We start from the raw sequence: 23768 nt of genomic DNA, 5'->3' as shown, positions 1-23768 counted from the left end.
TCTCCTCGATCGATGTCGAGACGTTTTCTCGACAATTCGAGTCTGGATCCGAAACGACCAGAAAACTCGTCGATAACCCATCCGGTGCATCCTCGGTCCGACGTGACTAGGACTGGGAAGTCCAGGCACGTACCGATCCACGATGGAACAATCGATACGTGGTGCATCCAAACCGTGAACTAGCCGACTTCCTCCGTCGCGCCCGCGCTGCCAGCGACCCATCACGAGCCGGGCTTCCGAGCGACGACCGGATTCGACGCGTACCGGGCCTCAGACGCGAAGAAGTCGCACTGCTGGCCGGTGTATCGACCGATTACTACACCAGGCTGGAACAGGGTCGACGGATTGTGCCGTCGGCAGGGGTTCTCGACGCGATCGCACGGGCCCTCGACCTCGACGAGACGGGAAGAACACACATCGAACACCTGCTCGGAGCACCCTCCGCACCTCGTCGCCGCGCCAACCCGGTGCAACGAGTACGGGCGGGACTTCGGCAGTTCTTGGACAGTCTCGATGGCCAGCCGGCCATGATCCTCGGCCGGAAATCGGACATCCTTGCAAGCAACACAATGGCGCATGCACTGTTCGCCGACTTCGACTCGTTGCCGCCACACAGTCGAAACTACGCACGGTGGATGTTTCTTGCCGACGAGCCACGACATCTGTTCGTGGACTGGAACGTTCAAGCCCGGTCCGCGGTCGAGAGCTTACGATTCGATGCCGGCAACAACCCCGACGACAAGGGATGCGCCGACCTCATAGACGAGCTCCTCGCGGCAAGCTCAGAGTTTCGCACATGGTGGGTCGATCACCGCGTCTACCAACGCACATTCGGGTCGAAGAAACTACGGCACCCGATCGTCGGTGACCTCACCGTCGAGTACGAAACCCTCACGCTCCCTGGCGATCCGAACCAGACTCTCTTCGTCTACTCGACGGAAGCCGGCACCACATCACGCCAAGCGATGAACACTCTCGCGAGCTGGTCGCTCGACAGGCCTTCGACCGCGGCCCGTCACTCCGAGCGTAGATCGCCTGTTCCGACGACAGCCCAAGGCCAGACGAGCATGTCGAACGACCGCACACCACAGCGACCCGAACCACCCGAAGAAATATGACCGGTTGTAAACGGAAGCTTCAGCCGCCGCGGGACCAACTCGCGTCGACAATCGCCAAGTCATGGCTCCCGGCGAATTCGCGATCTCAAACGCACACACCCTCATCATCGAAGGACCGTCCTACTTTTAACGGACCCGACCCGGAACAGTCGACGCCGAAACCGACAACACGCATCCTCGACAACGCGCCACGGCGGTCCGTACCCTCTGGCAATCAGTTGGTCCCATCAACCTGGGAAGCGACACGAGATTACTCAGACCGTGGCGCCATACCGAGGCGGCCCGACTGTCGGGTACCTGCCACCGTTTCACGCACCGAGACTCGTCGGGTCGTCACACCGGTGTCTGTTGTTTCGTGATCAATCCGAGTACGTGTGTTCGGAGTCGAGCGAAAGTCGGCGTCGCTTTGGTTTCCATTTGGCTACGTGTGGTCCCAAGCTCAACCGCGATCACCTCTTTTACATGGGTCGGCGAACCGCTGAGCACCACGATACGGTCTGACAGGTAGACGGCCTCGTCGATGTCGTGCGTTACCAGTACAACGGTCACGCCATACTGTGCACGTACTCCCAAAATCAAGTCTTCGAGTTCCGAACGGGTCTGAGCATCCACCGAGGCGAACGGCTCGTCCATCAATAGGGCCTCGGGGTTGGACGCGAGAGCCCTGGCAATGGCCACACGCTGTTGCATCCCTCCGGAGAGCTGCCAGGGATATTGCTCGGCAGTGTGCCCAAGATTGACTGCTTCCAGTGCTTCCGAGACTCGCGCTGTCTGTTCCTTCTTGGGGATCCCTTTGCCACGCAAAGGCAGCCTGACGTTTCCTGCAATCGACATCCACGGTAGGAGGGAGCGACTGTAATCCTGGAATACGACGGCAAGACCCTCGGGTGGGCTCTCCACTAGAGCCTCGTCGAGTTGAACTGTTCCCGCACTGGGGCGCATCAATCCGGCCATACATCTGATCAGAGTTGTCTTGCCGGCGCCCGAGGGGCCAACAATGCAGACGAACTCCCCTCGTTCGACTTCTACGTTTACACCGTCGAGGACCAGTCGACCGTCGCGCCCCGAGCCGTAGGTCTTCGACACCCCGCGCACCGATAGCACAACATCGTTGGTAGGACCGGCATTCAATTTGATGGCCGCAGACTGCATATGAACTCCTGTTTCGTTGGTGACCATGCACGACTTCATCGTTGACCCGCAATCATTTGCCTGTGCCACCCCAGCAGAATCGACTCGACGACGCGCAACGCCATGTTCGCTCCGTAACCGACGATCCCGAGCAACAGGATTCCCGCCCATACGCCGGTGGGTTCGTAGTCGCGCTGCGCTTGTAGAATCGAATAGCCGATACCATTGGTCGAACCAAACAGCTCGCTCAGAACAATCAACGTAATTCCGAGCGAAAGAGCGGTTCGCAACCCTGCCATGATTTGAGGGGAAGCAGCGGGCAGGACAATCAGGATCAGCCTGCGCCATCGCGGCACGCGATAAGATTGAGCGACGTCGAGGACAACCGGATCCACTGACCTGACTCCGTCGATCGTATTGAGGAGAATGGGCCAGATAGAGCCGTATACGACCACCGAGATCCGCGCTTCCGGCGATAGGCCGAGCAGCAGCAATGCTATCGGGAGCACCGTCACAGCGGGTACAGCACGCATGAATTCGACTATGGGCGTCAGCGCATGACAGAGAACTGGCGTAAGTCCCAGAATGCAACCCACAGCGATCCCAAGAAAACCCGCAGCAGTGAGGCCGAGGATGAGATTCTGCATGCTGGGTAGAAAGTCAGAGCTGAAGCCGTCGAGCAACCATAGATCTCGAAATGTTCGAAGTATCTCAGACAAAGGCGGAAAATAGAGAGATTCACTGTTGCTACTGAGTATCCACCACAAAGCGAAACACGCGACCGGCACAGTGAACTCCAGAATCAAGGCACGCGACCTGGCGGACGCCTTCATGCCGAGACCACGATTCGATGCGAGGGATGCCAACGCAGGACCTTACGCTCCAAGTTCAACATGAATTGATTGAGGACAATGCCGAGAACTGCTGTTACCACAACTATTGCGAACACCCCGTCCACATCCCCCACCAGCTGAAACTGAACTATCGCAGAGCCCAGACCTGGCGCACCGCCGATAAGCTCCGCACCAATTGCCAACAATAGTGACATCGTCCCTGCGATTCGCAGACCTGTAGCTATGAATGGCGCTGCGCTGGGTAGGACTACGACGAAATTCTTCAAAGGCCGAGGCACACGATAGGACAGAGCCATCTCGCGCACTGTGGGATCGACTTGTCTTGCGCCATCGATGCTTTGCAGGAGGATGGGCCACACCGAGCCCAGAACGATAATGACGACTGCCATCTTCTCCGTAGCACCGTACAACAGGAGCACCAGAGGGATAATAGCCACGGGGGGAAGCGACCTGAGTATATCGATCATCACTCGAGTCATCCGATACCCGACGTGACTGGAGCCTATGACGAGTCCAGTAGGTATGGCCAGTCCCGCCGCGATCGCAAAACCGAGGATCCAACTTCGAAGTGTGCTTACGCTGTTCGACCAGAACTGCGTGGTCCGAACGATCTCGAAGACCGACTCCGAAAGCCCGATTGGCGAAGCTATCGCGCTACCGGGTACTAGTCCGATTTCGCACGCGAACTGCCAGCCGACGACCGCTACTGCGACGGCACCGATGCGATAGAGCTGCCTCGCCCCTTCATGGCGCACAGATGCTTTCACCCTTGTCACCGGCCATCGGCTAGCGCAGCCGGATCTACAATCGACCGGACGTCGAACGGTGCTCCCAGCATCTCGTACTGCTGCATCAACCCCGCAAGGTCTTCGAGTGGGCCTAGCTGGATCGAAGCCGGAACAAAGGTCGGCAACGTCATTGCGTCGAGTTGCTCCGCCGAAAGCTGGGTCGTCTCGAGTGCAATGCTCTTCACTGTCGACTTGTCTGCTTCCAACTCCTCGTTTGCAGCAGCGATCGAGGAAGCAAAGTCTGCGATCAACTGTGGATTCTTTTCTGCAAATGACTTTGTGGTGATGTAGGCGGCTTGAGGCACACCGGGAACTGACGCCGACGCAGCGGGAGAAACGATTTTCAGGCCTGCAGCTACAGCTTCGGACTTGAACGGTTCGATCAACAGCGCCGCATCGACCCTCCCTGCGGAAATGGACTCGGCGATCTGACCGAATGGCAGTTCGACAAACTTCACCGAACTTGAATCTCCCCCATCTTTGTCTACCAGGTTTCTGACGACGAGGGTATTCAGACTGTTGAGCGCCACCACCGCTACAGTCTTTCCATTCAGGTCGGAGGGGGAGGTAATTGCGGTGGTGTCACGCGCAACGATCGCCGACGTGTCCTTCGAGGCGTCAGGAGATACGACGACCGCCTGGCCGACAATGACCAAGGGAGTCTTCTTGGATGCTGCCAGGATTATGCTGGCGGGGTCGCCCACTGTGATTTGCAACTGCCCGTTCAAGAGAAGCGGCAGGGCCTGCGGTCCACCCTGAACCGTCTGCTGCTCTATCGAAATACCGTGGCCGGCAAGGGGCCCATCGGGCTCGGCGGCCAGGTTCAGCGAGGCGGCGGAGAGCGAAGGGGTGCTTCCGATCTTGATGCTGTGGACTCCGCTTTCGTCCACGGAGCCGTCGGACGATGCGCACGCTGCGAGTAGCATCAGAGCTGTCGCCGCGACGAGGGGTGCTGAGAGAAAGTTGTTCTGGGCCATGACGCCCTTTCCGGGAATCTTCTGTCAATGATCGTGCGGACGTTGCGAAACGCGGTGTCACACCGGTTCGAGCGTTTCCAGTGTGGTGATGAGATTCGCGGTTCCGCCGATGCCTGTGATGTCGGTTCGCACGGTGTCTCCCGGTTCGAGATATCCCAACGGCTCCCGGAACGCGCCGACGCCTGCAGGACTGCCCGTGCAGATCAGGTCCCCAGGTAACAGGGTCATGACCTTGGACAGATACGAGACTATGCGTTCGACCGGGAAGACCAAATCCAGCAGCGTATCGTCCTGTCGGAGTTCGTCATTCACCCATGTGCGAAGCCGCGTGTCACCGGGCTCACCCATTTCGTCCAACGTGACCAAGGCAGGTCCTGCCGGGCAGAAACCGTCGTAACTCTTACCCAGAAAGTGGGTGCGATAGAAGGAATTGGTCTCGTGCGACGAAGTCTGCATGTCTCGATCCGACATCTCGTTCACGCTGGTGTAGCCGGCGACCGCCTCCAGCGCCCGAGATTCCGGTATGTTGCGGACGGCTTGTCCGATGATGACTCCAAGTTCAACCTCGTAGTCCAACGTGCGCGCCCCGTCCGGTCGCACGACGTCATCGTTCGGTCCGACCACTGCAGTGCCGGCTTTGGCCAGAGCCATTACCTCGAGCGGCGGTTCGTTGTTACTGACCAGGGCGGCTTCCGCGACATGCGAGTATGTGTTGGCTCCGATCACAATAACTTTTCCGGGGCGCGGTACAGGCGCGCCAAGCCGCACGCCCGAGGCATCGACCCAATCGCGGGGAAGGCATTCGTCGATCAAAACCTTCAGAATCTCTTGCCAATGTGGAAGAGAGATGAGGTCAATCATTGTGTGAATTCCAAAATGACCACGACGAGCCAAGGCTGCGCAGACGTCGAGTATTTGCCCGCCTTGCAACACGCCGGGGCGTTCGATTCCTACCGAACCGAAACTCACCAATTTCATTCCGTCACTCCTCATCTCGACGCGGCCATGCTCTATGACCTAGCTCATAGAGCATGTCGGGGAAATGGAGGCGACACCAGCCACAGACATCGCAGTCCTGTACCCACTGATGTGGGTGCTGCGAGCAGTGGGCCTGGTACTCAGAGATATCCGCGGCGGCGGCCTTCGAACACAGCTTCGCCGCGAGAATGCACATCGAGTTTGGCGAACAGCCCGCGTGAGTAGCTCCGTGCGGTCATTGTGGCTATGCCCATGTTGACGGCAATCTTTTGAAACGAAGCCCCGGTGTCCAACTCGCTCAGAAGCTGCAACTCCCTACTGGTCAACGCGATCGCGTCCACGTCAGGTTCTCGAGATCTCCGCAGCCCGGACAGCGCCAAGGCAATCGCCGGAACCAGTTCGGTGTGCGCCGCTCTACGGGAGACGACTCGGTCGTACGAGACACTGTCCACATCCGTATTCGGCTCGGTCACCACAATCGTCGGGGTAGCACCAACTCGTGGCCGGAATGGATGCCCGCCTGCTTCGGACTGCGAGTCGACGAAGCCGCTGTCTGCGACGATCAAGTCCACCGACCTGGCGAGCGCAGGTAGACGAGGATCGGTGTGGCCGTCTGCCAGCACCACCTCCGCGCCCAAGCCCAGCTCGATCAACCGAGCGAGCCCGTGGCCGATGAGGGACTCTTGGTGTATTACAAGAAATCGCAACGGACGGCTGCCGACGCTGGTCAGGCTCAGACCTGCTTTCAACAGCAGATCAGCGTGGTTGATCGCTTCGACCAATCCGCTCCAGTCCACGTTCTCGCGGACCGACGAGGCACAGATGACGGCCACAGCTTTGTCATCCACCACCAGCGGCATGCTGAATCCTGATTTCAGGCCTGCCGCTCGGGCCATCTGATCGACGATCAATGTGTAGTCGGCTTCTCGGCTGAAGTCCGCCGAACTCCAGATACGCTTGGCCAACGCGTTACTCAATCGCGTCGAAGTGTCGGCTGATACCGAGGTACCGACCGTGATCAGACTTTGATCGGATGCGCCCAGAACAGCGCAGTTGCCGGAAGAACTATCGATCGACGCTATGGTCACGTGATCGGCAGGACCGCACGCCACCACAGCACGCGCATAGGCGCCGGCGGTGCTACGTGTGCCCTTGCCCACCAGGTCGCGGACTACTTCGATCAGACCTTGCTCCATGCGACGACCTCTGTACGAGCGGCCACTCCGACGGCAACCGCGGCTCCATCGGAGAGTATCCGGTCAGCTACACCTCGGGTACAGGTTTGGACACGGGGAGAGACTCAGCCATCTGCCGGCGGGACGTCGCTGTCGACGATGGAGGAATCCGGCGCCAGTCTCAACCAGTGCGAATCAGTGTCGGCGCCAGCGATATCGAGTTCATGTTGCTGGCGTGTGTAAATCCTGATGGCCATACCGTCGGGGTCACAAAACACGAGGAGCCAACCGATTCCGCCTCTGATTTCGCCCGAGTTCTCGATCCCGAGGTTATCGAGATGCTCGGCCCAGGCTGCTAGATCGCGCCGATCCTTCACGGCATAGGTGACAGGATCGAACCCCGACATGTTTCCAGCCGTGATCGGTGCTTCGCGCACCTCGAACAGGCCGACCCCGGGAACATCGAGAATATGTGCGTAAACTCTGCCCGATCTGCCGATGTGGTCGAACTCCGCCAACCTCGCAACGCCGAAAAGCTTTTCGTACCAGTCGAGACTGCGAGACAGGTTGGATGCGGGCACTTTGAGGTGGTGCACACCGTCGAGCAAAGGCTGCGTCATCGAAGATTACCTTTCGTCCGATTCTGTATACGCGAGATACGGGTTATCGGACCAGGCACACGCGCGCATCGCGCCACCCACCGATGTGGGTATTCCCTGGGCATCTACGCTCGAGTAGTTTTCGGTATGGATGTCCCAGCCATCATGGCAAAGCTCTCGAGGGCACCGACATGCTCATCTCGCTGACCTACGACCGGCGCTGGGCCGCCACCTCGACCACGCTGCACCGATAACCGCCTGTTCAGCGCGTTGCACTGCCCAGCGCCGCGCGGATGACCTCCTCGTCGGCCGATATGCCCATCGTGTTCGAGTAGGGTCCGTACGGGGTCCCCCACACCGGCGTTCCCGTTGCCTGACGCCAGCTGTCGGCCAGCGACCCAGCGGCCACGACGCTGTACCCGACGGACTCGATGAATTCGGTCGTAGCGGCGATCGCCGCCGTGGAATCCGCGGCGATCGGCAGGTACGTGTGGTCGGCAGCCCCCGGACGACGGGCAAGTGACAGCAAGTGCTTCCAGAAGATGTTGTTGAACGCTTTTACGACGGCGGCGCCCGGAAGGTGCCGCGCCAGCAACTGACTGGAGGTGAGCGTGTTGTCGTCGAGTTCGGTGATGTGTCCGTCTCGCTCAGGGCTGTAGTTGCATGTGTCGATGACCGTCTTCCCGGCAAGATGCGCGGCGGGCAGGTCCGGGAACGCTTGCAGCGGAACCGAAACGATGACGATGTCGCCGGCCACCGCAGCCTCCACGCTGGTCGACGCAGACGATCGCGGCCCTAGTTCCGCAACGAGGTCAGCGAGGGGGTCGGGACCGCGCGAGTTGCTGAGCACAACTCGATGCCCAGCATTGACCGCGAGCCGCGCGACGGTACCGCCGATGTTGCCGCTCCCGATGAATCCCACTGTTGTCATGTAATTCCCTTCCGTCGGTCGACGGCTGTGATATCAGCCGTGTTCTACGAGGTCGTTTACGGCCTGGGTGTCTTTGTAATAGGCATCGGCTCCGTAGATCCTGCCGTCGCGTACCCGGTAGTGCTCCACGACCTTCATCGGGAGCCGGCGCCCGCTCTTGCGTGAGGTGAACTCAGCGTCGAGTCGCAATTCCACTGCCGCGCCGGCCTGGACGATCTCGTGCTCCCGCACGGTCAGCTCGACCACCTTGTCGATTTCGCGAGTCAGACGCGTAAACCCTTCAGGCCCTGTCCATTCTCCACCCCAGGGTAACGACGCCGCCTCGTGCCACACCGCCCCCTCGTCGACCATTGCCATAGCTTCGGACTTGTTGCTGGCGTTCACAAATCGCGCCAGGGTCGCCACATCGTCGCGGTCGGCTGTGGTGACAACGGGAAAGTAATGACCGTTGTCCAGGTCGGCGAGCAGGCTCGGCTCAGTGGGCTGCCATCCGAGGGTACTTCGGGTGACGTTGTTGGACGTCGGGAAACTCTGGGTGACGACGTTCGAGAGAAACCCGAAATATCCCGGCAGCATCAGTTCGTCCAAGGGAATGCTCACAGCAGGCACGCCCAGGCGACTGCCGATCGATTCGGCGATCTCACGGAACGAGACGCCGCCGTCTTCGACTGCGTGCCAGTAGCTTCCGGCCGGGCCCTTTTCCAGCGCCAGTCGGAACACGGACGCCAAATCTCGTACGTGCACGGCGTTCCACACGTTCGTGCCGTCTCCGGGGTAGCCGGCGAAACCCCTCTCCTTCGCCAGCGCGATCAGCATAGGGAGGAAGCCGGCGCTATCGGTCGTATCGTGAGCGATATTGGCAATCCGCACGATCGATGACCGCACACCCTGCTCAGCGAGGCTGATGACGGTCGATTCCACGATGTTCCGCGCACGCAGGGTGCCACTGTCCTCGACGCCGACGGGAAGCGCGGGATCTGTTTCGGTGCCGGGTCGTCCCAAGTTCCCGGTCGAACCGATACTTCCTGCCGCGACCAGAGGTTTTCCCGATCCTGCGAGTGCTTCGCCGTAGGCGAGCATGATCGGAAGTTCCGCGGAAGCTACGGCGTCCATCCCGCCGGACGGGAGCAAGTCTTGACGGTGCGCGACGTGGATGACTCCGTCGGAGTCTGCGGCTGCTTCTTTCAGGCCGTCGAGGTCCTCGAGGCTTCCGCGGCGCACTCTGGCGCCGAGCGCAGCTAACGCGGACGCGGAGGTGTCCGAACGGGCCAGGCCGGTGACCTGATGTCCGGCCGCGATGAGCTCGGGGATGATGTGCGAACCGGAATGGCCGGTCCCGCCGGTGATGAAAACGCGCATGTGACTGTCCCTTCGAGGGTGTGACGAAAAGGTGACGCCCTTCTCGTGTGCCGTAAACCGCTGGCGGGATATGGCGCGAGAGTGGCAGTGCTGTATGTCCCGATGCCCTGACTGCAAGAGCGAAGTTTCGCTAGAGGACGTCGGCGGCGCCCAAGGCGAGGTCGAATCCGGCACCGTTCTGCGCGAGCCCCATCAGCAGGAGGCCTGCCGATTCGAGTACCGAGGCCATGCGTAGGCCACCCGTGTCTCGGGGGCGCAGGTTCATGCTGGTGAGAAATTCAGCGACCCGTTCCTTGGCATCTGCATTGTCGCCTGCAAGGAATGCGTCCAGGGATGTGCCGCGGGTCAGGACGTGCCCGAAGATCGTGTTCAGCGCCTTCACGACCTGTGTGCCCTCGGGGGCGACAGCGGCGATTTCCTTGGTCGCCGAGCTCCCCGGGGCGGTCGCCAGTGAACTGGCGTCGGCATTGAAAGTGTTGGAAATGTCGACCAGAATTCTGCCCGCCAAGGGCTCGCCGTAGTTCTTCACCGCTGCAACCACATTGGAGTAGGGAACAGCCACGATGACGATGTCACCGGCCGGCGCATGGCCATACGTGCCGACGGTGGCTCCGTCGCCGATCCGCTCGGCGAGTGCCTGAGCCTTGGCGCTGTCGCGGCTCAGGATTTCGACGGTGTGGCCGTGCCGTATTGCCCTGGTGCCGATGGCGGTGGCCATGTTGCCCGAACCAATAATGCTGATAGTCGTCATGGAAGTTCTCCTGGATTGCTGGGCGAAGGGGCCAACATGAGGCACCCCTCCGGATTCGGATACTCCCACAGTAACCGGAGGGGTGCCTCATTCTATTCCGAGGGCTTCGAGATTCCGATTGGTCGGCCTGTCCCGGCGAAGCGGATGCGATCGAAAAGGGTCACGGCAGATGCCGTCGGTCGAGGAAACCGAACGAGATACTCCTGCCATCGTTGATAGAGTCGTTCGGGTGGGCGTGAGCGACATCGAACAGGCGCGGCGGCCTATGCGCCGCGACGCCCGGGCGAGCCACGACAAGCTCATTGCGGCGGCGCAGCGCGAGTTCGCCGCGCACGGTGCGGATGCGTCCCTGGAGGGGATCGCGCGCGGAGCGGAGGTGTCCATCGGTACGCTGTATCGGCACTTCCCGACGCGCCTGGACCTGCTCATGGCCGCATTCACGCCACGGCTCCAGGAATTCCTCGAAGGTGCCGAGAAGGCCCTGAAGATAGCTGATCCGTGGGAAGGTTTTGTCTTCTACCTCGAAAACATGTTCGCGATGCAGGTAGGTGACCGAGGTTTCAACGACTTCCTCTCCCGTCGCTTCACAGACAACGCGCGGACCGAGCGCGTCCACGACCAGATGTGCCAACAGATCGAGGACGTTCTGGCCCGCACACAAGAATCGGGCGAGGTCCGGGCCGATATCGCCCTGGCCGATATCATCAACCTCATCTGGTCTCTCGGCCGGATCATCGAAGCCACCGGTGCTACGGCCCCTCAGGCCTGGCGACGTTATCTTCATCTGATGCTCGACGCTTATCGGGCCGAGCGGGCACATCCACTCCCCGAGCCGCCGATGACGTCCGACCAGCTGTACCACGCGATGGTCCATCTCAGTACAGCGAAATAGGGGGAATGTCTGCTGGAAGGCAAAGCCCGCCCAATCAATACGATTTGCCGAGACTTACCCCGCCGGTGGACTCCTGGGACGTTCCCAGAAACAACTGCAAGCCTTCCGTGCATCGGTCAGCGCTGGCCAACGAGCGCTCCGGCAGTGAGGTTCCGTTACCGCTCCGGATGACGTGTAAGGGTTCGGGACATGTTTGACCCAGCGTCACCGGGACATGGGTGACAGTCCACAATCGAAGTTGATCTTGATGCGGTGCCTTAACCTAAGGCTTAGCAGATCCATCGCTTCCAATGCTGCTCTGTGGGTGACGAACATTTCGTCACAAAACGAATTTCGCGCTGTTGACTTCTCCGCGCGGTTGCTTGCAGCTTCTTCGGAGAAGGCTGTCCAGAACTTTTCGAACTGAAGATCACCTACGGGTGGGGTCGTGCCGATCTGAAACTCGAACTCTGCATCCATACTCAGATCCTGACACGTTCCATCATTGGATCCTGGTAGCCCTTCTGGTCCGGCAAGGACGTACCCCCGGCAGGCGCCGGGCACTGATAATTTTCGTTACGCCAATTCACAGTCTGCATATGCGGTGCGGCAGCACCTTTCGGTCGCGCACTGCCGCTGGGCCGTCGATTAGCGGTCTAGTCGATCGGCTGACCCTATGTCTCGGTTGTCAGGCCGATGATGCGTCCCGCAGCACCCACACTGTCCCTCACCGACGAAGGCTGCGCGTGTGACACTGTGTGGGACCGGTCCAACCTGAACCGTTCAACCCCTCGGATCACCCCAGTCCCGGCGCCGAAGGACGCCAGCCGAGTAAGCTGCCCAAAGTACCCGCACCCAGCACCCAGTGGAGTGCGAGATCGACTAGTTGCTTTGCCGATCGGAGACCGAAGATGCGCGGCCCGTCAACGGCGGTACAGCACGATGTTCGACTTATCTTCGTTGTGAGTGTCAACCGGCTGGAATTGTCGAAAGCCCACCGCTCCCTTGAACTTACTTGCCACGCCAACGGCCTGGATGGTTGCCTACTCACCCGCGGTCAGGCGTGAATCGTCGACGAGTCCGCCGATCCGGATCACAGTGCCATCGGTCAGCGTGATCACCTCGGAGAAATACGCGACGAAGGCACCATGGTCACGCTTGTAGAGCATCCGGCCCACGCCCTTCATCTGTCCGACCTTCACGTCGCCGTCGAACAGCTCGTATTCGACGGTCGCCGCATCCTCGACGGTCGGATTCAATCCCTCGGGATCCTCGTTGTTCGAGTCGTACTTCAGCACTCGTTCCGAGAGATTCAGCCCCAGCAGGGAATTCGCTTGATCGGCAACGGCCGGGTCTTCGGCCGCGGGAGCGAAAGGCGGGACCGCAAGTCGCGAGATGGCCAACGACGAGACCGCACCGAGGAGACGCTTTGCAATGGACAAGATTGACATGTTCCTCACAACTCCTGTTTAGGCGGTTGATGTGCGGATGCCGGTCGCAGGTACCTTTCGTTTCGGACATCGAACGTCCACGAAAGGATCGATCAGCCCGCCAGTCGGGTTTCGTCGCCGACGAGTATTGCGTGATGTAGTTCGCGCAGTGCACGGCACGGTTCGAGCCCCAGTTCCCGCGTCAACGTCTCGCGGGCGGTTGTGTAGACACGGAGCGCATCGGCGCGCCGGTCACTCCGGTAGAGAGCCAGCATCAGCTGGTGGTAGAAGACCTCGCGGAGGGGCTGCTCGTAGACGAGGTCATAGAGAAAACCGATCAGCTCACGGTGACGCCCCAGGATGAAGTCGCATTCGACGAGCAGTTCGACACATTCCCGTCGCGCCTCCTCGGCCCACGCGACGAACCGGCCGACGATCTCCCCCTCGTCCAGATCGCTCAGTATCGGGCCGCGGATCAGCTCGAGCGCGGACCAGAAGGAGGCCGAGGCCTCTTCATGACGGCCAGCCCGCATCCAGGTGCGTCCCTCTCGGACGAGCCGGCGGAACACCAGCAGGTCGAGATCATCGTTACCGAGTTCGATCAGATAACCCGGCGACCTCGTAATCAGCGGAGACCGGCCCGGCTGCACCGTCGCCAGGTACTTGCGGAGCTGCGAGATGTAGACGTGCAGACCGGCGGTGGCACGACGCGGTGGAGAATCTCCCCACAGTTCAGGCAGCAACTGATCACTGGACACAACCTTATTCGATCGGATCAACAACGCGGCCAGAACCGTCTGCACCTTGCGCGCACCGAGCAACGACACGTCCTCGGTCATCTGCTCGCCCAACTGCTCGTCATTGCCGCGGGAGTCGTCCGACACTACGTTCAACCCACCAAGTATTTGATAACGCAACTCTGACCTCCCATTCAAAGCGCCGACTACGATAGACCGGGCACTTCGGACCGGTCATCATGAAGTCTGCCCAAAAGGGTCAGCACAGCACATCGGAGAAATTACGTATCTTCGGCCAACGGGTCACCGACCGGCCGGGTTTTGTCGAGAATGCGCCGCTTGTGCTGAGCTTTGGTTCGGCTTCAGCGCAGACCACGAGCATGGACAACATGCCCAGCCCTTCACACAGCAGTGCCGTCGAACCCACCGGCGCCAGCGCCGAGCCCGTGTTGGCCCTCCATCGACGTGGCGACCTCGTGGCCGAATATCCCCGGGTCCGCGGGTTGCTCGCCGATCTGCCACCCGGAGAACTGTCCAAAGCAGGCCGCGCGCTGTCCAAGATCAAAGCGCGCGACGTCCTGGCATCGCATCCGGGGACCCCGACCATCACCGTCGGGGTGACCGGTAACGCAGTCCTGAGCGGCCTTTCGGCTGCGGTGACCGCACAGTGCGCCCGCCACGGCCTTTTCGCGAGCGTCGATGAATGCGATTTCGACTCCTGGATCCGCGATCTCGGCGACGGCGAGACACCGTTCTCGGTCTCCCCACCCGACCTTGCCCTCGTCGTACTCGACCCCGCCGTCGTGTTCGGATCTGTTCCACCGGTCTGGAGCCCCGACAACGTGCAGTCGGTACTGGATCAGCGGATCGATCTCCTGGCCTCGCTGGTCACGGACTTCAGTCGGCGAAACCCCGCAACTACTCTGGTACTCAACACCATTCCGCTCCCCCGACTGGCCGCTGCACAGCTCACCGATCACCGATCGCGCGCACGGCTCGGAGCCATCTGGCGAAGCGCCAACGTGCGGATCCTGGAACTGGCCGAGCTCGCGGGCGTCGTCGTGGTGGACACGGAGACACTCTATTTCGACGGAATCGCCGTCACCGAACCACGATTGAGCGTCTACGCCAAAGCCCACCTGAGTCCGGAACTGCTGAATCGATACGCCAGAGAGGTCGGCCACATCGCCAGGCAACGGGTCGGTCGGAGTAAGAAGATCCTCGCGGTGGACCTCGACGGAACACTCTGGGGTGGCGTGCTCGGTGACGACGGGGTCGAGGGCATCGAGGTCGCCGACACCTACAGGGTCGAGTCCTTCCGCTCACTGCAGGGCGTCGTCAAACAACTTTCCGCGCAGGGGGTTCTCGTCGCGGCAGAGTCATGAGTGTTCTGCTACTCGGCGTCAGCGTCGCGATCGGGCGAGCTCTCTTCGTCCTAGTGGAGGATCCGATAGTGAAACGCTGGAGTCGGCCTCACACACGGACCCTGAACCTCGAATCGCCCGGGAGCGACGGGCTGGGATTGGAGCCGAACCGATGAGCAACCCCGACCACTGGCGTGCGCGGATCGATCCCGAGCTGGCACGGGTCGCCCAGGACTTGCACCACGCCCGGCCGCAAACGTTCGCTGCCATCCGTACCGCCGCCGAACGGCAGCTGGCCGACGCCGCTGCCCGACGAACATTGCCACCGGTCGTGGGTGTCGATCTGGTGACACCCGAGGGCGTGCCGATCCGTCTCTATCGGCGGCCACGCCCGAAAGGTCCGGTGCCGGTGTTCGTCTGGATTCACGGCGGCGGGTTCACTGCCGGAAGTGCCGGCGCCGCAAACAGGTTCTGCGCCGACGTCGCGGCCCGACTCGACATCGCGGTTGCCAACGTCGAGTATCGACTGGCCCCGGCACATCCCTTCCCCGAGCCCCTCGATGACTGTTACTCGGCGTTGACCCACCTCGCGGCGTCGGCCGACGCCTTCGGACTCGACTCAGATCGATTCGGCGTCGGGGGCGCGAGTTCGGGCGGCGCCCTGGCTGCATCGACGGTTCTGCTCGCGCGCGACAAAGGCGAAGTGGCCGTGGCGTTCCAGTTGCTCGATGTGCCGATGCTCGACGATCGACTGGCCACCCGTTCGGCGATCGACTTCACGGACACTCCGGGCTTCACCAGCGCGGGCGGCCTCGCCGCCTGGACGGCCTATCTCGGGCCACACCAACGCCCCGGAGACCCCGACGTGACATACTACGCTGCACCGGCCCGGGCGTCCGACCTTTCAGGCCTACCGAGGACGTACGTGGCGACGGCAGAACTCGATCCGCTTCGGGACGAAGCAATCGAGTACGCCGCCCGGCTTTCCGCCGCCGGAGTCGGCGTGGAGGTGCATTCGTTTCCCGGAACATTTCACGGATCGGAGATGTTCGCCCCGTTCGCCGCGATTTCCTTGAGAGCGGCAGAGGAACGGCTTCGCGCCGTGGCAGCCGGGCTGGCCGTGCCTGCAGACGACCGGGTACGTCTGCCCTGAGCGGCGGCACACGGCACCTTCCCTGGTACCGGCACCGTAGCTACGGCCACGCGCCGTCGCCACCCCCGACCCGCGCCGTCGCGGGGAACTCGATGCGTGGCACACTGTCCAGGAGCGCTGTGGTGTAGGCGTGCTGCGGGTTCTCGAAGACTTCGGAAGTCCAACCGGATTCGACCACCACCCCATCTTTCATCACGTGAACCCGATCGCAGATCTCGTGAACCACACCCAGATCGTGGGTGATGAACAGGATGCCCAGCGAGCGGATCCGCTGGATCTCTGCCAGCAGCTCAAGGATCTCGCCCCGGACAGAGGCATCGAGTGCGGACACCGCCTCGTCACATACCAGCACGTCCGGATCAGTTGCCAGTGCCCTAGCGATCGCGACTCGCTGGCGCTGACCACCCGAGATCTCATCTGGACGCCGCCGCTCGATCGCCTCTGGTAGCCCCACCAGTGAAAGCAGTTCCGCCACAGCATTGCCCGAACCCACTGCCTCAGCGATGATGCGTCGCACCGAATACCGGGGATCGCATGCAGCGAGCGGATTCTGGTGGATCAACTGGATCCGACGCCGCAACCGACGCCGTTGTCGCTCGCTGAGCCCCGACCAGGGCTCACCATCAACGTGAATCGAGCCGGCGCTGGGTCGATCCAGGCCCATGATCAGACGTCCAAGAGTGCTCTTCCCAGCCCCGGATTCGCCGACAACCCCGACCGTCTCTCCCGCCGCGGTGGTGATCGACACATCGTTGACTGCAACTCGACCCCCATAGGTCTTGCTCACTCCATCGACGGACAGCACGACGTCTCCGGTCTTCCTGGGACGGACGCGCCGAGTGTGTATCGAATTCCTCAGCAGGCGCTGAGTATATTCATGGCAGGGCCGCGTCAAGATCTCCTCTGCTGTGCCCTGTTCCACGAGGACACCGTCTTTCATCACCGCTATCCGGTCAGCGACCTTGGAGATCGCGGCCAAGTCATGGCTGATGAACAGGAGCGCCGTTCCGCTTTTCTTGATCTCGATAAATAGTTCCAGGATCGTCTGTTGGGTGATAACGTCCAGCGCCGTAGTGGGTTCGTCTGCGACGAGTAGGTCCGGACCCGCTGCCACAGCAGACGCGATCAACGTGCGCTGCCGCAATCCACCGGACAATTCGTGGGGATACTGCCCCATCCGAGTCAGTGCGTCGGTAATCCCTGCCCGACGCAGCGCATCCAACGCCAACCGCTTGCGCTCCGACGAGCCGCCAGGAGTGTGCCCGACTCCCTCCTCGACCTCTTTACCAATCTTGCGCAGCGGATCGAGTGATTGCATCGCGTCCTGCGCAACCAACCCGATTCGCCCGCCACGGATTTGCCGCCAGTCACTCTCTTCGAACCGGGTCACATCATGACCACCGATGAGAAACCTCTCTGCTCCAACCATCGCGCCGCGACCGCTCAGGCCCAACAACGCCCGCGCAGTCACAGATTTGCCCGACCCCGATTCACCGACGATCGCCAGACATTCTCCGGCGGCAATCTCGAATGACACGCCGTTGACGACCGGCTTCTCGCCGGCGCCGAAGCCGATCTCCAAGCCGCAGACCTCGACCAGATTTGCCTTCACCGTCTACCTTTCGTCAGCTTTCGCCCTGCGACAGTGAAGATGACCACCACCGCCACCAATGCCACCCCGGGGAATGTGGCGATCCACCACGCAGTCGACAGATACGGCTGACCGGCGGCGATCATCGCCCCCCACTCCGCGCTCGGCGGCGGCGGTCCTAATCCGAGGAGACTGAGGCCGGCGGCCGCCGCCACAGCAGTCCCAGTGCCGAGCGAGGCGAGCACCACTACCGGACCGGCGATGTTGGGTAACACATGCCGCACGCCGTATACGACCGGATGAACCCCGATGATCTTGGCCGCCTCGACATATTCTGAATGCCGCACCGCCAACGCCTGACTGCGTATGAGTCGGGCGTAATAGGGCGCTGCAGCGAATCCGACGGCCGCTGCGATGTTGGCTGACCCCGGACCCACCAACGCGATGATCATGAGGGCCAAGAGCACTTCGGGGAATGCCATCCAGATGTCCACTGCCCTCATGAAGGTCGAGTCGACGAACCGGCCTCCCAGTGCGGACAGCAAACCTACGACAGACCCGATCACCAGTGCGATCGAGGCAGCGACCAATCCAATCATCACCGATACCTGCGCTCCGTAGATGATCCGCGAGTAGACGTCGCGACCGAGCTGATCGGTGCCGAGAACATGCCCCCAGCCAGGCGCTGCGTATGAGTTCTGGGCGTCGGTGGCGGTGGGCGACTCTGTTGCGAATACCGCAGGGAACAGCAGGACCAGCACCAGGAGGGCGAATCCCGCGACGAAAACGACGATCGTGACCTTGCCTTTACGGGGGGTGTCGGGTCGGCTCGAATCGGAGAGATCAGATGTCGTCACACCACCGATCGTCATGCGTCTGCCCCCTTAAGATCCCGAACTCGCGGATCGATAAGCGGCAGGACTAGATCGGCGGTGGTGTTCGCGATCACGAAGACGATCGCCGAGATCGTCACGACCGCCATCACCACCGGTGTGTCGTGGCCCTTCACCGCATCCACTAGAACTCGACCCAGACCTGGGCGCGAAAACACCTGCTCGACGAGAACTGCCCCACCGATCAGGGTCCCGAGGGTCCATGCAGACAACGTTAGGGTCGGCAACATGGCATGCCGCAGCGTGTGATGCCAGAACACGGATCGCTCGGTGAGGCCACGGGCGCGCGCACTCAACGCGAACGCCGAACGATCCACCTCCGCCAACTGGTTGCGCATGATCTGGGCCAGCACACCGGCGATAGGAAGTGCGAGAGCCACGGTCGGCAACACCAGACTCACCGGCCCCGTCGCCCCGAAGGCCGGGAACCACTGGAGTCCGAACGAGAAAATCGTCAGCAGGACGATCCCCGTCCAGAATGGCGGTGTTGCCACCAACAGAATCTCGATGACCCCGGGAAGCTTCGACGATGCGCCGGTTCGGCCCACTGTTGCCGCAGTCGCACACAGCGCAAGCAGCAGACCCATCAGTGCAGCTGCACCGGCCAACACCAGTGTCGGGATCACCTGCCCCGCCAAGACGTGAGTCACGGGCTCGTCTCGCTGGTACGACCAACCCAGGTCACCGGTTGCCAACGCGGACATCCGATCCCAGTACTGCTCGACCAACGGATTATCCAGACCGTATTGCGCGGTCACCTGTTCCCGTAGTCCCGGCACGGTTGCCGACTCAGCGCCGATGATCGATTCGGCATTGTTCCCGCCGGCGAATGCGTTCACGAAGAACACGGCAGTGACAGCGCCCCACACGACGAACACTCCCGCCGCGACCTTGGTGATCACGAAGGTCGCGGGTCGGGAGAGCTTCTTTAACTGAGCCATATCCGACCCAGGGCAGGTTCGTTCTGGACTGTCAAAGCGAGGCCTCTGACCCGCTTCTGCGACGCGAAAGTGCGTTGCGACACAAACGTGGGGAGGATGTACGCCTGCTCGATGACCTTGTGCTGCACCCTGCCGTATAAGGTGTTTCGCTCTTCGTCATCCGCTGTGTTGAGAGCTCGATCCAGCAGCTGATCGAGCTCCGGATCGTTCACGCGCGCCACGTTCCCGCCGCCGACAGCAGGCAATTGTGCGGAATGAAAGAGTGATCGCAACACAGATCCGTCGACACCGGTGGCCGACGCGGCTCCGAGATCATAATCCCCGGAGGTGAAGGCGGCGACGATCCCGGTGGTGTCCAGCGGACGCAGTTGCAGGTCGAAACCGACCGCCTTTACAGCCTCTTTGACGGCTGTGTGGTAATCCAGCTGGGATTGCGTGGTGAACTCCGAGGCATACACCAACGTCACCGTCAGCGGACTTCCGCCTCGGCTCCGGAACTCTCCCGTGCGGGTGAATCCGGCCTGGTCGAGCAGCTCGTCGGCGTTGTCGCTCGAAAATCCCCACGTGCCTTCGACCGAGGGGTCATAGCCCGGCGTCGAGCTCGTGATCGCCGACCAACCGCTGCTGTAGACCCCTTGAAAGAGACCATCGGTGATGGCAGCGGTGTCCACCGCGGATTGGAAGGCTTTGCGGACCTTCTGGTCGGCGAAGGGGCCTCGAGTCGAGTTGAGATAGTAGGTGAACGGCGCACCCAGGCTGTCTTTGCCAGTGATCTCGAGATCGGGCTGCCCCTTGAGAGTCGCCACCTGCGTGGGCGGAACCTGATCGGCGAGGTCCAACTGGCGCGAGCTGAGTGCACCGACGCGCGCGGCGTCATCGGAGAGGAACTGGAGGTCGAACCCGTCCAGATATGCCTCGCCCTGATTCGATACCGATTCCGGCGCCCAACCGTAGCCGGCACGCCGGGCGAAGCTCGCCTTTTGCCCGGCAGTGAGCGAGGTCGATACGAATGGCCCTGTGCCAACAAGATTTTGGCCACCCTGCGCAATGCGCCCGGGATCGCGAAGAACCTGCGGCGAGTGGAACCCCAGGTATGTACTGCTGACCGCACCGAGAAAAGGCGAATATGGCGCACTCAGATGGACGACAACCGAGTGTGGTCCCGTCACCTCCGTGCGTTCGTATGGACCAAGGAGCGTCTTCGCGAACCGGGATTTGGTGGTTGGGGCCACGATGTGATCGAAGTTGAGCTTCACCGTCTCCGCATCGAACGGTGCTCCGTCACTGAAGGTCACGCCCTCACGCAAGTCGAACGCATACTGTCTTCCGTCAGGTGATACCGTCCAGGATTTGGCCAACCATGGCTCCACCGTTCCGTCTTGGCGCAAGTTGGTCAGCGAGTCGTAGACACTTCGGAGCACGAGTGCCGACAGGCTCGAAACGGAGACGTGGATGTCCCAGCTGTCCGGCTCGGCGGTCGTGGCGAACGTCAGTGTGCCGCCGCGGCGCGGAGGTCCGTCATCGGACCCACCGTCGAAGCCGGATGCGCATGCCTGCAGCGCAACCGATGTCAAAGCCAGGCCGGCCGCAGACAAGGCGGACCTTGCCAGGAAGTCTCTACGGGACAACATCGGTTTTCTCCTTCAAAGGATCGGTTCCAGCAGCAGCCTGTTGGGCGAAATATCGAGTTGTACAGGGATGGAAGATCAGGATCGGTCAGACGAGTGCAGAGCCCGCGACGAGATCTGCTGCAGCTTCTGCGAGTCGGCGAAGACAACCCCGGCGTTCGGCGGGGTCATGGATGTTGGAGATCGCGATGACCTCGTCCGCACCCGTGCGATCGAGAAGACTGGCCAACCGCTGCCGAACCGGTTCGACGCCGCCGACGAGATCAGAAGTCATGTCCAGACTTTGGCTGATTGCCCATTGCTCGGCGGTCAGTTTTCGACGCAGCGCGGCATCCATGGGCTCGAGTACCTTCGGAGTGCCTGCGAGATAGTCGAGTACGGCTAGTCGTTCCGACGCCGCCAAGGCCTCTGCATGCTCCTGATCATCACCAACCCATACGCGTAGAGCGAGGACCCCGCGTGGCCGCGCGCCGGGAATTGCGGGTACGAATGCGGCGCGGTAACTGCGGAGCGCGTCCACTGCGCGTTCGTCGCGTTGATTGACACAGAAGAAGGCGTAACCCAGACCTGCGGCCCCTGCGAACCTCGCACTGTTGACGCTCGAGCCGAGGACGAATACTTCGGGTAGCACAGCATCGCTCGGAGATGCGGTCCGTAGTCCGTACGAGTCCGGCGATCCGGTCCCGTGTCCGCGCCCGACCGCTAGCAGTTGCGTGAGGTGCTCGGCGAACCGCTCGATTGCGTCCGGATATCGGAGCAACGCGTCCTTCGTCGGATCATCGCCGGTACCCGTCGACCGTCCGATGCCCAGGTCTATCCGCCCCGGGTGCAATGTTTCGAGCGTGCGGAATTGCTCGGCCACATGCAGTGGCGTGTGGTTCGGGAGCATTATGCCGCCGGCGCCCACCCGTATCGTCGAGGTGCGGTTCGCGATGTGGCCGATCATGATCTCAGGGGCCGCGATGGCCATGTTCGCAACCCCGTGGTGTTCGGCAACCCAGTAACGTACATAGCCAAGCTCCTCTGCCAGCTGGGCCAGACGAACGGACTCGTGATGACTCTGCGACGGGCCGGTCGCCTCCGAAACGGGGCCCTGATCCAGAAATGAGACCACTGTCATCGCGAATGCCTCACCAGTTCAGTGCGGGTGGCAACCTCAGGCGCACCGAGTCTGTAATGATCCCGCAGCGTGGTCCCACGGTATTCCTTTCGGAAGATTCCCCGTTTCTGCAGTAGCGGCACAACGAAGTCCACAAACGCCGGAAGACCATCAAAGGTAACGTCCGGCATCACCGTGAATCCATCCACTGCCCCTGCCGTGTACCACTTCTCGATCAGATCCGCGATGTGCTCCGGCGTTCCTGCTGCCGTGATGTGGCCGCTGGCACCACCCCTGCGGATCACGTCCCGAACCGTGAAACCGTGTAGCACCAGGTCGATCGCGCGACGGCCGCGACCTTGGTGACCGGTCAATCTCTCACGTATCGATACCGGCACCGGCTTGTCCAATTCGAGATGGCCGGGGTCTACCCCGAGGACGCCTGCCAGTCCACGGACCAAGCCGTCGAGGTCACTCAATTCGTCGAGTTGCTCGCGGCGAACCAGAGCTTCTGCTTCGGTACTGCCCACACTGGTGATCAGACCGGGGCAATACCGAACCGCCCCCTCGGGTCGCCCCAGTTCGGCACTGAGCCGGCCGATTTGAGTCTTCTCCGCGTGCGCGGTTTCGATATCAGGAACAGCGCTGAACATCGCCTCGCCAGTGCGCGCGGTCAGCCTACGCGACGAATCGGACACACCCGCGTGGAATATCACCGGATGCCCCTGCTGGGACGGCGGCAATGTGATCGGTCCACGCACGTCGTAGAAGGTTCCGTGATGGTCAATCGGGACGATCTTGGTCATATCCGCGAACAGCCCGGTCCCGACGTCGGCGACCAACGCATCGGGCCGCCAACTGTCCCAGAGGGCCTTCACCACTGCCACGAACTCGTCGGCCCGCGCGTATCTCTCGTCCGAGGGCTGGAGTTCATTCGCGAAATTGAGGGACACCAAGGGATTCGATGTGGTGATCGCGTTCCATCCGGCCCGCCCATTGCTCGCGAGGTCGAGCGCCCTCAGTCGGCGCGCAACGTTGTAGGGCTCATTCGAGGACGTCGAGATAGACGCCACAAGACCGATACGGTCCGTCACGGCCGCGATGGCGGACAGGATGATGGTCGGTTCCAGCCCGTTGACAATCGGGTAGTCGGTGATCGGCGCGTGTAGTCCCGGCACGTCTGCCAGGAAGATCGCATCCAGCTTGCCTCGCTCGGCCACCTTGGCGGCTTCCAGATAGCCGTCCAACTTCGCGAAAGCACGCGGGTCAGCGCCCGGCCACCGCCAGGCTCCAGGGTGGTTTCCGGTTCCCACCGGATGAACATTGAGGATCAGTTCACGTGATCCGATGTCGACCGATCCAAAAGTCACAGCTTCGACTCCGTCATGCTCTTGCTCCCG

22 protein-coding genes and 1 pseudogene are annotated in these 23768 nt (G+C 61.6%); 4 read left to right on the top strand and 19 right to left on the bottom strand.

The window, feature by feature from the left end:
* Nucleotides 1-158: 158 nt before the first annotated feature.
* The gene (locus RY1_RS21640; protein WP_084727686.1) at nucleotides 159-1118 is read left to right on the top strand and encodes a helix-turn-helix transcriptional regulator; all 960 of its coding nucleotides are present in this window, start codon (nucleotides 159-161) and stop codon (nucleotides 1116-1118) included.
* 333 nt (nucleotides 1119-1451) lie between these two features.
* Here RY1_RS21640 and RY1_RS21635 read toward each other — a convergent pair whose 3' ends face one another.
* The 10 genes from RY1_RS21635 to RY1_RS21585 form a co-directional block, all read right to left on the bottom strand.
* Nucleotides 1452-2297 (bottom strand): ABC transporter ATP-binding protein, encoded by an 846-nt coding sequence (locus RY1_RS21635; RefSeq protein ID WP_245819846.1) that lies wholly within the window; start codon nucleotides 2295-2297, stop codon nucleotides 1452-1454.
* 8 nt (nucleotides 2298-2305) lie between these two features.
* Nucleotides 2306-2896: an ABC transporter permease gene (locus RY1_RS21630; RefSeq protein ID WP_218019843.1), complete on the bottom strand. Its 591-nt coding sequence runs from the start codon at nucleotides 2894-2896 to the stop codon at nucleotides 2306-2308.
* Nucleotides 2897-3078: 182 nt separating this feature from the next.
* The gene (locus RY1_RS30885; protein WP_281250002.1) at nucleotides 3079-3858 is read right to left on the bottom strand and encodes an ABC transporter permease; all 780 of its coding nucleotides are present in this window, start codon (nucleotides 3856-3858) and stop codon (nucleotides 3079-3081) included.
* Nucleotides 3859-3875: 17 nt separating this feature from the next.
* Nucleotides 3876-4868 carry an ABC transporter substrate-binding protein gene (locus RY1_RS21620; protein ID WP_072806096.1) on the bottom strand — a complete coding sequence of 331 codons (993 nt, stop codon included), beginning with the start codon at nucleotides 4866-4868 and terminating at the stop codon, nucleotides 3876-3878.
* 57 nt (nucleotides 4869-4925) lie between these two features.
* Complete coding sequence (locus RY1_RS21615) at nucleotides 4926-5846, bottom strand: fumarylacetoacetate hydrolase family protein (protein WP_072806095.1); 921 nt, start codon at nucleotides 5844-5846, stop codon at nucleotides 4926-4928.
* Nucleotides 5847-5986: 140 nt separating this feature from the next.
* Nucleotides 5987-7042, bottom strand: coding sequence for a helix-turn-helix transcriptional regulator (locus RY1_RS21610; RefSeq protein ID WP_072806094.1), 1056 nt, complete (start codon nucleotides 7040-7042; stop codon nucleotides 5987-5989).
* Nucleotides 7043-7146: 104 nt separating this feature from the next.
* Entirely contained in the window at nucleotides 7147-7641 is a 495-nt protein-coding gene (locus RY1_RS21605) for a VOC family protein (RefSeq protein ID WP_072806093.1), read from the bottom strand.
* Between the two features lie 241 nt (nucleotides 7642-7882).
* On the bottom strand, nucleotides 7883-8551 hold the full coding sequence (locus RY1_RS21600) for an NADPH-dependent F420 reductase (RefSeq protein WP_174565446.1): 669 nt from the start codon (nucleotides 8549-8551) through the stop codon (nucleotides 7883-7885).
* Nucleotides 8552-8584: 33 nt separating this feature from the next.
* Entirely contained in the window at nucleotides 8585-9910 is a 1326-nt protein-coding gene (locus RY1_RS21590; protein WP_084727681.1) for an NAD-dependent epimerase/dehydratase family protein, read from the bottom strand.
* 130 nt (nucleotides 9911-10040) lie between these two features.
* Nucleotides 10041-10661, bottom strand: coding sequence for an NADPH-dependent F420 reductase (locus RY1_RS21585; protein WP_072806091.1), 621 nt, complete (start codon nucleotides 10659-10661; stop codon nucleotides 10041-10043).
* Nucleotides 10662-10896: 235 nt separating this feature from the next.
* On the opposite strand from RY1_RS21585, the gene RY1_RS21580 reads away from it, so the two are divergent.
* A complete protein-coding gene (locus RY1_RS21580) occupies nucleotides 10897-11553 on the top strand; it encodes a TetR/AcrR family transcriptional regulator (RefSeq protein WP_218019842.1) in 657 nt (218 codons plus the stop codon).
* A gap of 204 nt (nucleotides 11554-11757) precedes the next feature.
* Here RY1_RS21580 and RY1_RS21575 read toward each other — a convergent pair whose 3' ends face one another.
* The 3 genes and pseudogenes from RY1_RS21575 to RY1_RS21565 form a co-directional block, all read right to left on the bottom strand.
* Nucleotides 11758-12012: a hypothetical protein gene (locus RY1_RS21575; RefSeq protein ID WP_072806090.1), complete on the bottom strand. Its 255-nt coding sequence runs from the start codon at nucleotides 12010-12012 to the stop codon at nucleotides 11758-11760.
* Nucleotides 12013-12455: 443 nt separating this feature from the next.
* Nucleotides 12456-12983 (bottom strand): annotated as a pseudogene (locus tag RY1_RS30375) (allene oxide cyclase barrel-like domain-containing protein).
* A gap of 92 nt (nucleotides 12984-13075) precedes the next feature.
* Entirely contained in the window at nucleotides 13076-13846 is a 771-nt protein-coding gene (locus tag RY1_RS21565) for an AfsR/SARP family transcriptional regulator (protein WP_245819854.1), read from the bottom strand.
* A 242-nt stretch (nucleotides 13847-14088) separates the two neighbouring features.
* Between RY1_RS21565 and RY1_RS21560 the strand changes: the two genes are divergently transcribed.
* Nucleotides 14089-15084, top strand: a complete 996-nt coding sequence (locus tag RY1_RS21560; protein WP_139279941.1) for a hypothetical protein — start codon at nucleotides 14089-14091, stop codon at nucleotides 15082-15084.
* Nucleotides 15085-15235: 151 nt separating this feature from the next.
* On the top strand, nucleotides 15236-16216 hold the full coding sequence (locus tag RY1_RS21555) for an alpha/beta hydrolase (protein ID WP_072806087.1): 981 nt from the start codon (nucleotides 15236-15238) through the stop codon (nucleotides 16214-16216).
* A gap of 40 nt (nucleotides 16217-16256) precedes the next feature.
* On the opposite strand, the gene RY1_RS21550 is transcribed toward RY1_RS21555, so the two are convergent.
* The 6 genes from RY1_RS21550 to RY1_RS21525 form a co-directional block, all read right to left on the bottom strand.
* On the bottom strand, nucleotides 16257-17828 hold the full coding sequence (locus RY1_RS21550) for an ATP-binding cassette domain-containing protein (protein ID WP_139279940.1): 1572 nt from the start codon (nucleotides 17826-17828) through the stop codon (nucleotides 16257-16259).
* Nucleotides 17825-18664: an ABC transporter permease gene (locus RY1_RS21545; RefSeq protein ID WP_218019838.1), complete on the bottom strand. Its 840-nt coding sequence runs from the start codon at nucleotides 18662-18664 to the stop codon at nucleotides 17825-17827. Before RY1_RS21545 ends, RY1_RS21550 begins: the two co-directional genes overlap by 4 nt.
* A gap of 11 nt (nucleotides 18665-18675) precedes the next feature.
* Complete coding sequence (locus tag RY1_RS21540; RefSeq protein ID WP_072806086.1) at nucleotides 18676-19641, bottom strand: ABC transporter permease; 966 nt, start codon at nucleotides 19639-19641, stop codon at nucleotides 18676-18678.
* Nucleotides 19629-21272 carry an ABC transporter substrate-binding protein gene (locus RY1_RS21535; protein ID WP_072806085.1) on the bottom strand — a complete coding sequence of 548 codons (1644 nt, stop codon included), beginning with the start codon at nucleotides 21270-21272 and terminating at the stop codon, nucleotides 19629-19631. The genes RY1_RS21540 and RY1_RS21535 overlap by 13 nt, the downstream gene beginning before the upstream one ends.
* Before the next feature lie 85 nt (nucleotides 21273-21357).
* Nucleotides 21358-22389 (bottom strand): LLM class flavin-dependent oxidoreductase, encoded by a 1032-nt coding sequence (locus RY1_RS21530; RefSeq protein WP_072806084.1) that lies wholly within the window; start codon nucleotides 22387-22389, stop codon nucleotides 21358-21360.
* Nucleotides 22386-23738 carry an NtaA/DmoA family FMN-dependent monooxygenase gene (locus RY1_RS21525; RefSeq protein ID WP_218019837.1) on the bottom strand — a complete coding sequence of 451 codons (1353 nt, stop codon included), beginning with the start codon at nucleotides 23736-23738 and terminating at the stop codon, nucleotides 22386-22388. The genes RY1_RS21530 and RY1_RS21525 overlap by 4 nt, the downstream gene beginning before the upstream one ends.
* Between the last annotated feature and the right edge of the window lie 30 nt (nucleotides 23739-23768).

The sequence above is a fragment of the Rhodococcus yunnanensis NBRC 103083 genome (genome assembly GCF_001895005.1).
GTDB classification, from domain to species: Bacteria; Actinomycetota; Actinomycetes; order Mycobacteriales; family Mycobacteriaceae; genus Rhodococcoides; species Rhodococcoides yunnanense.
This window is presented reverse-complemented; position numbering and strand designations above follow the sequence as displayed.

What these genes read in the sequence shown, in the direction of transcription:
- RY1_RS21635 (WP_245819846.1), bottom strand. Translation starts at nt 2,297, where the DNA reads ATGGTCACCAACGAAACAGGAGTTCATATGCAGTCTGCGGCCATCAAA.
- RY1_RS21600 (WP_174565446.1), bottom strand. Translation starts at nt 8,551, where the DNA reads ATGACAACAGTGGGATTCATCGGGAGCGGCAACATCGGCGGTACCGTC.
- RY1_RS21615 (WP_072806095.1), bottom strand. Translation starts at nt 5,846, where the DNA reads ATGAAATTGGTGAGTTTCGGTTCGGTAGGAATCGAACGCCCCGGCGTG.
- RY1_RS21620 (WP_072806096.1), bottom strand. Translation starts at nt 4,868, where the DNA reads ATGGCCCAGAACAACTTTCTCTCAGCACCCCTCGTCGCGGCGACAGCT.
- RY1_RS21575 (WP_072806090.1), bottom strand. Translation starts at nt 12,012, where the DNA reads ATGGATGCAGAGTTCGAGTTTCAGATCGGCACGACCCCACCCGTAGGT.
- RY1_RS21585 (WP_072806091.1), bottom strand. Translation starts at nt 10,661, where the DNA reads ATGACGACTATCAGCATTATTGGTTCGGGCAACATGGCCACCGCCATC.
- RY1_RS21630 (WP_218019843.1), bottom strand. Translation starts at nt 2,896, where the DNA reads ATGCAGAATCTCATCCTCGGCCTCACTGCTGCGGGTTTTCTTGGGATC.
- RY1_RS21560 (WP_139279941.1), top strand. Translation starts at nt 14,089, where the DNA reads ATGCCCAGCCCTTCACACAGCAGTGCCGTCGAACCCACCGGCGCCAGC.
- RY1_RS21555 (WP_072806087.1), top strand. Translation starts at nt 15,236, where the DNA reads ATGAGCAACCCCGACCACTGGCGTGCGCGGATCGATCCCGAGCTGGCA.
- RY1_RS21590 (WP_084727681.1), bottom strand. Translation starts at nt 9,910, where the DNA reads ATGCGCGTTTTCATCACCGGCGGGACCGGCCATTCCGGTTCGCACATC.
- RY1_RS21540 (WP_072806086.1), bottom strand. Translation starts at nt 19,641, where the DNA reads ATGGCTCAGTTAAAGAAGCTCTCCCGACCCGCGACCTTCGTGATCACC.
- RY1_RS21605 (WP_072806093.1), bottom strand. Translation starts at nt 7,641, where the DNA reads ATGACGCAGCCTTTGCTCGACGGTGTGCACCACCTCAAAGTGCCCGCA.
- RY1_RS21535 (WP_072806085.1), bottom strand. Translation starts at nt 21,272, where the DNA reads ATGTTGTCCCGTAGAGACTTCCTGGCAAGGTCCGCCTTGTCTGCGGCC.
- RY1_RS21610 (WP_072806094.1), bottom strand. Translation starts at nt 7,042, where the DNA reads ATGGAGCAAGGTCTGATCGAAGTAGTCCGCGACCTGGTGGGCAAGGGC.
- RY1_RS21530 (WP_072806084.1), bottom strand. Translation starts at nt 22,389, where the DNA reads ATGACAGTGGTCTCATTTCTGGATCAGGGCCCCGTTTCGGAGGCGACC.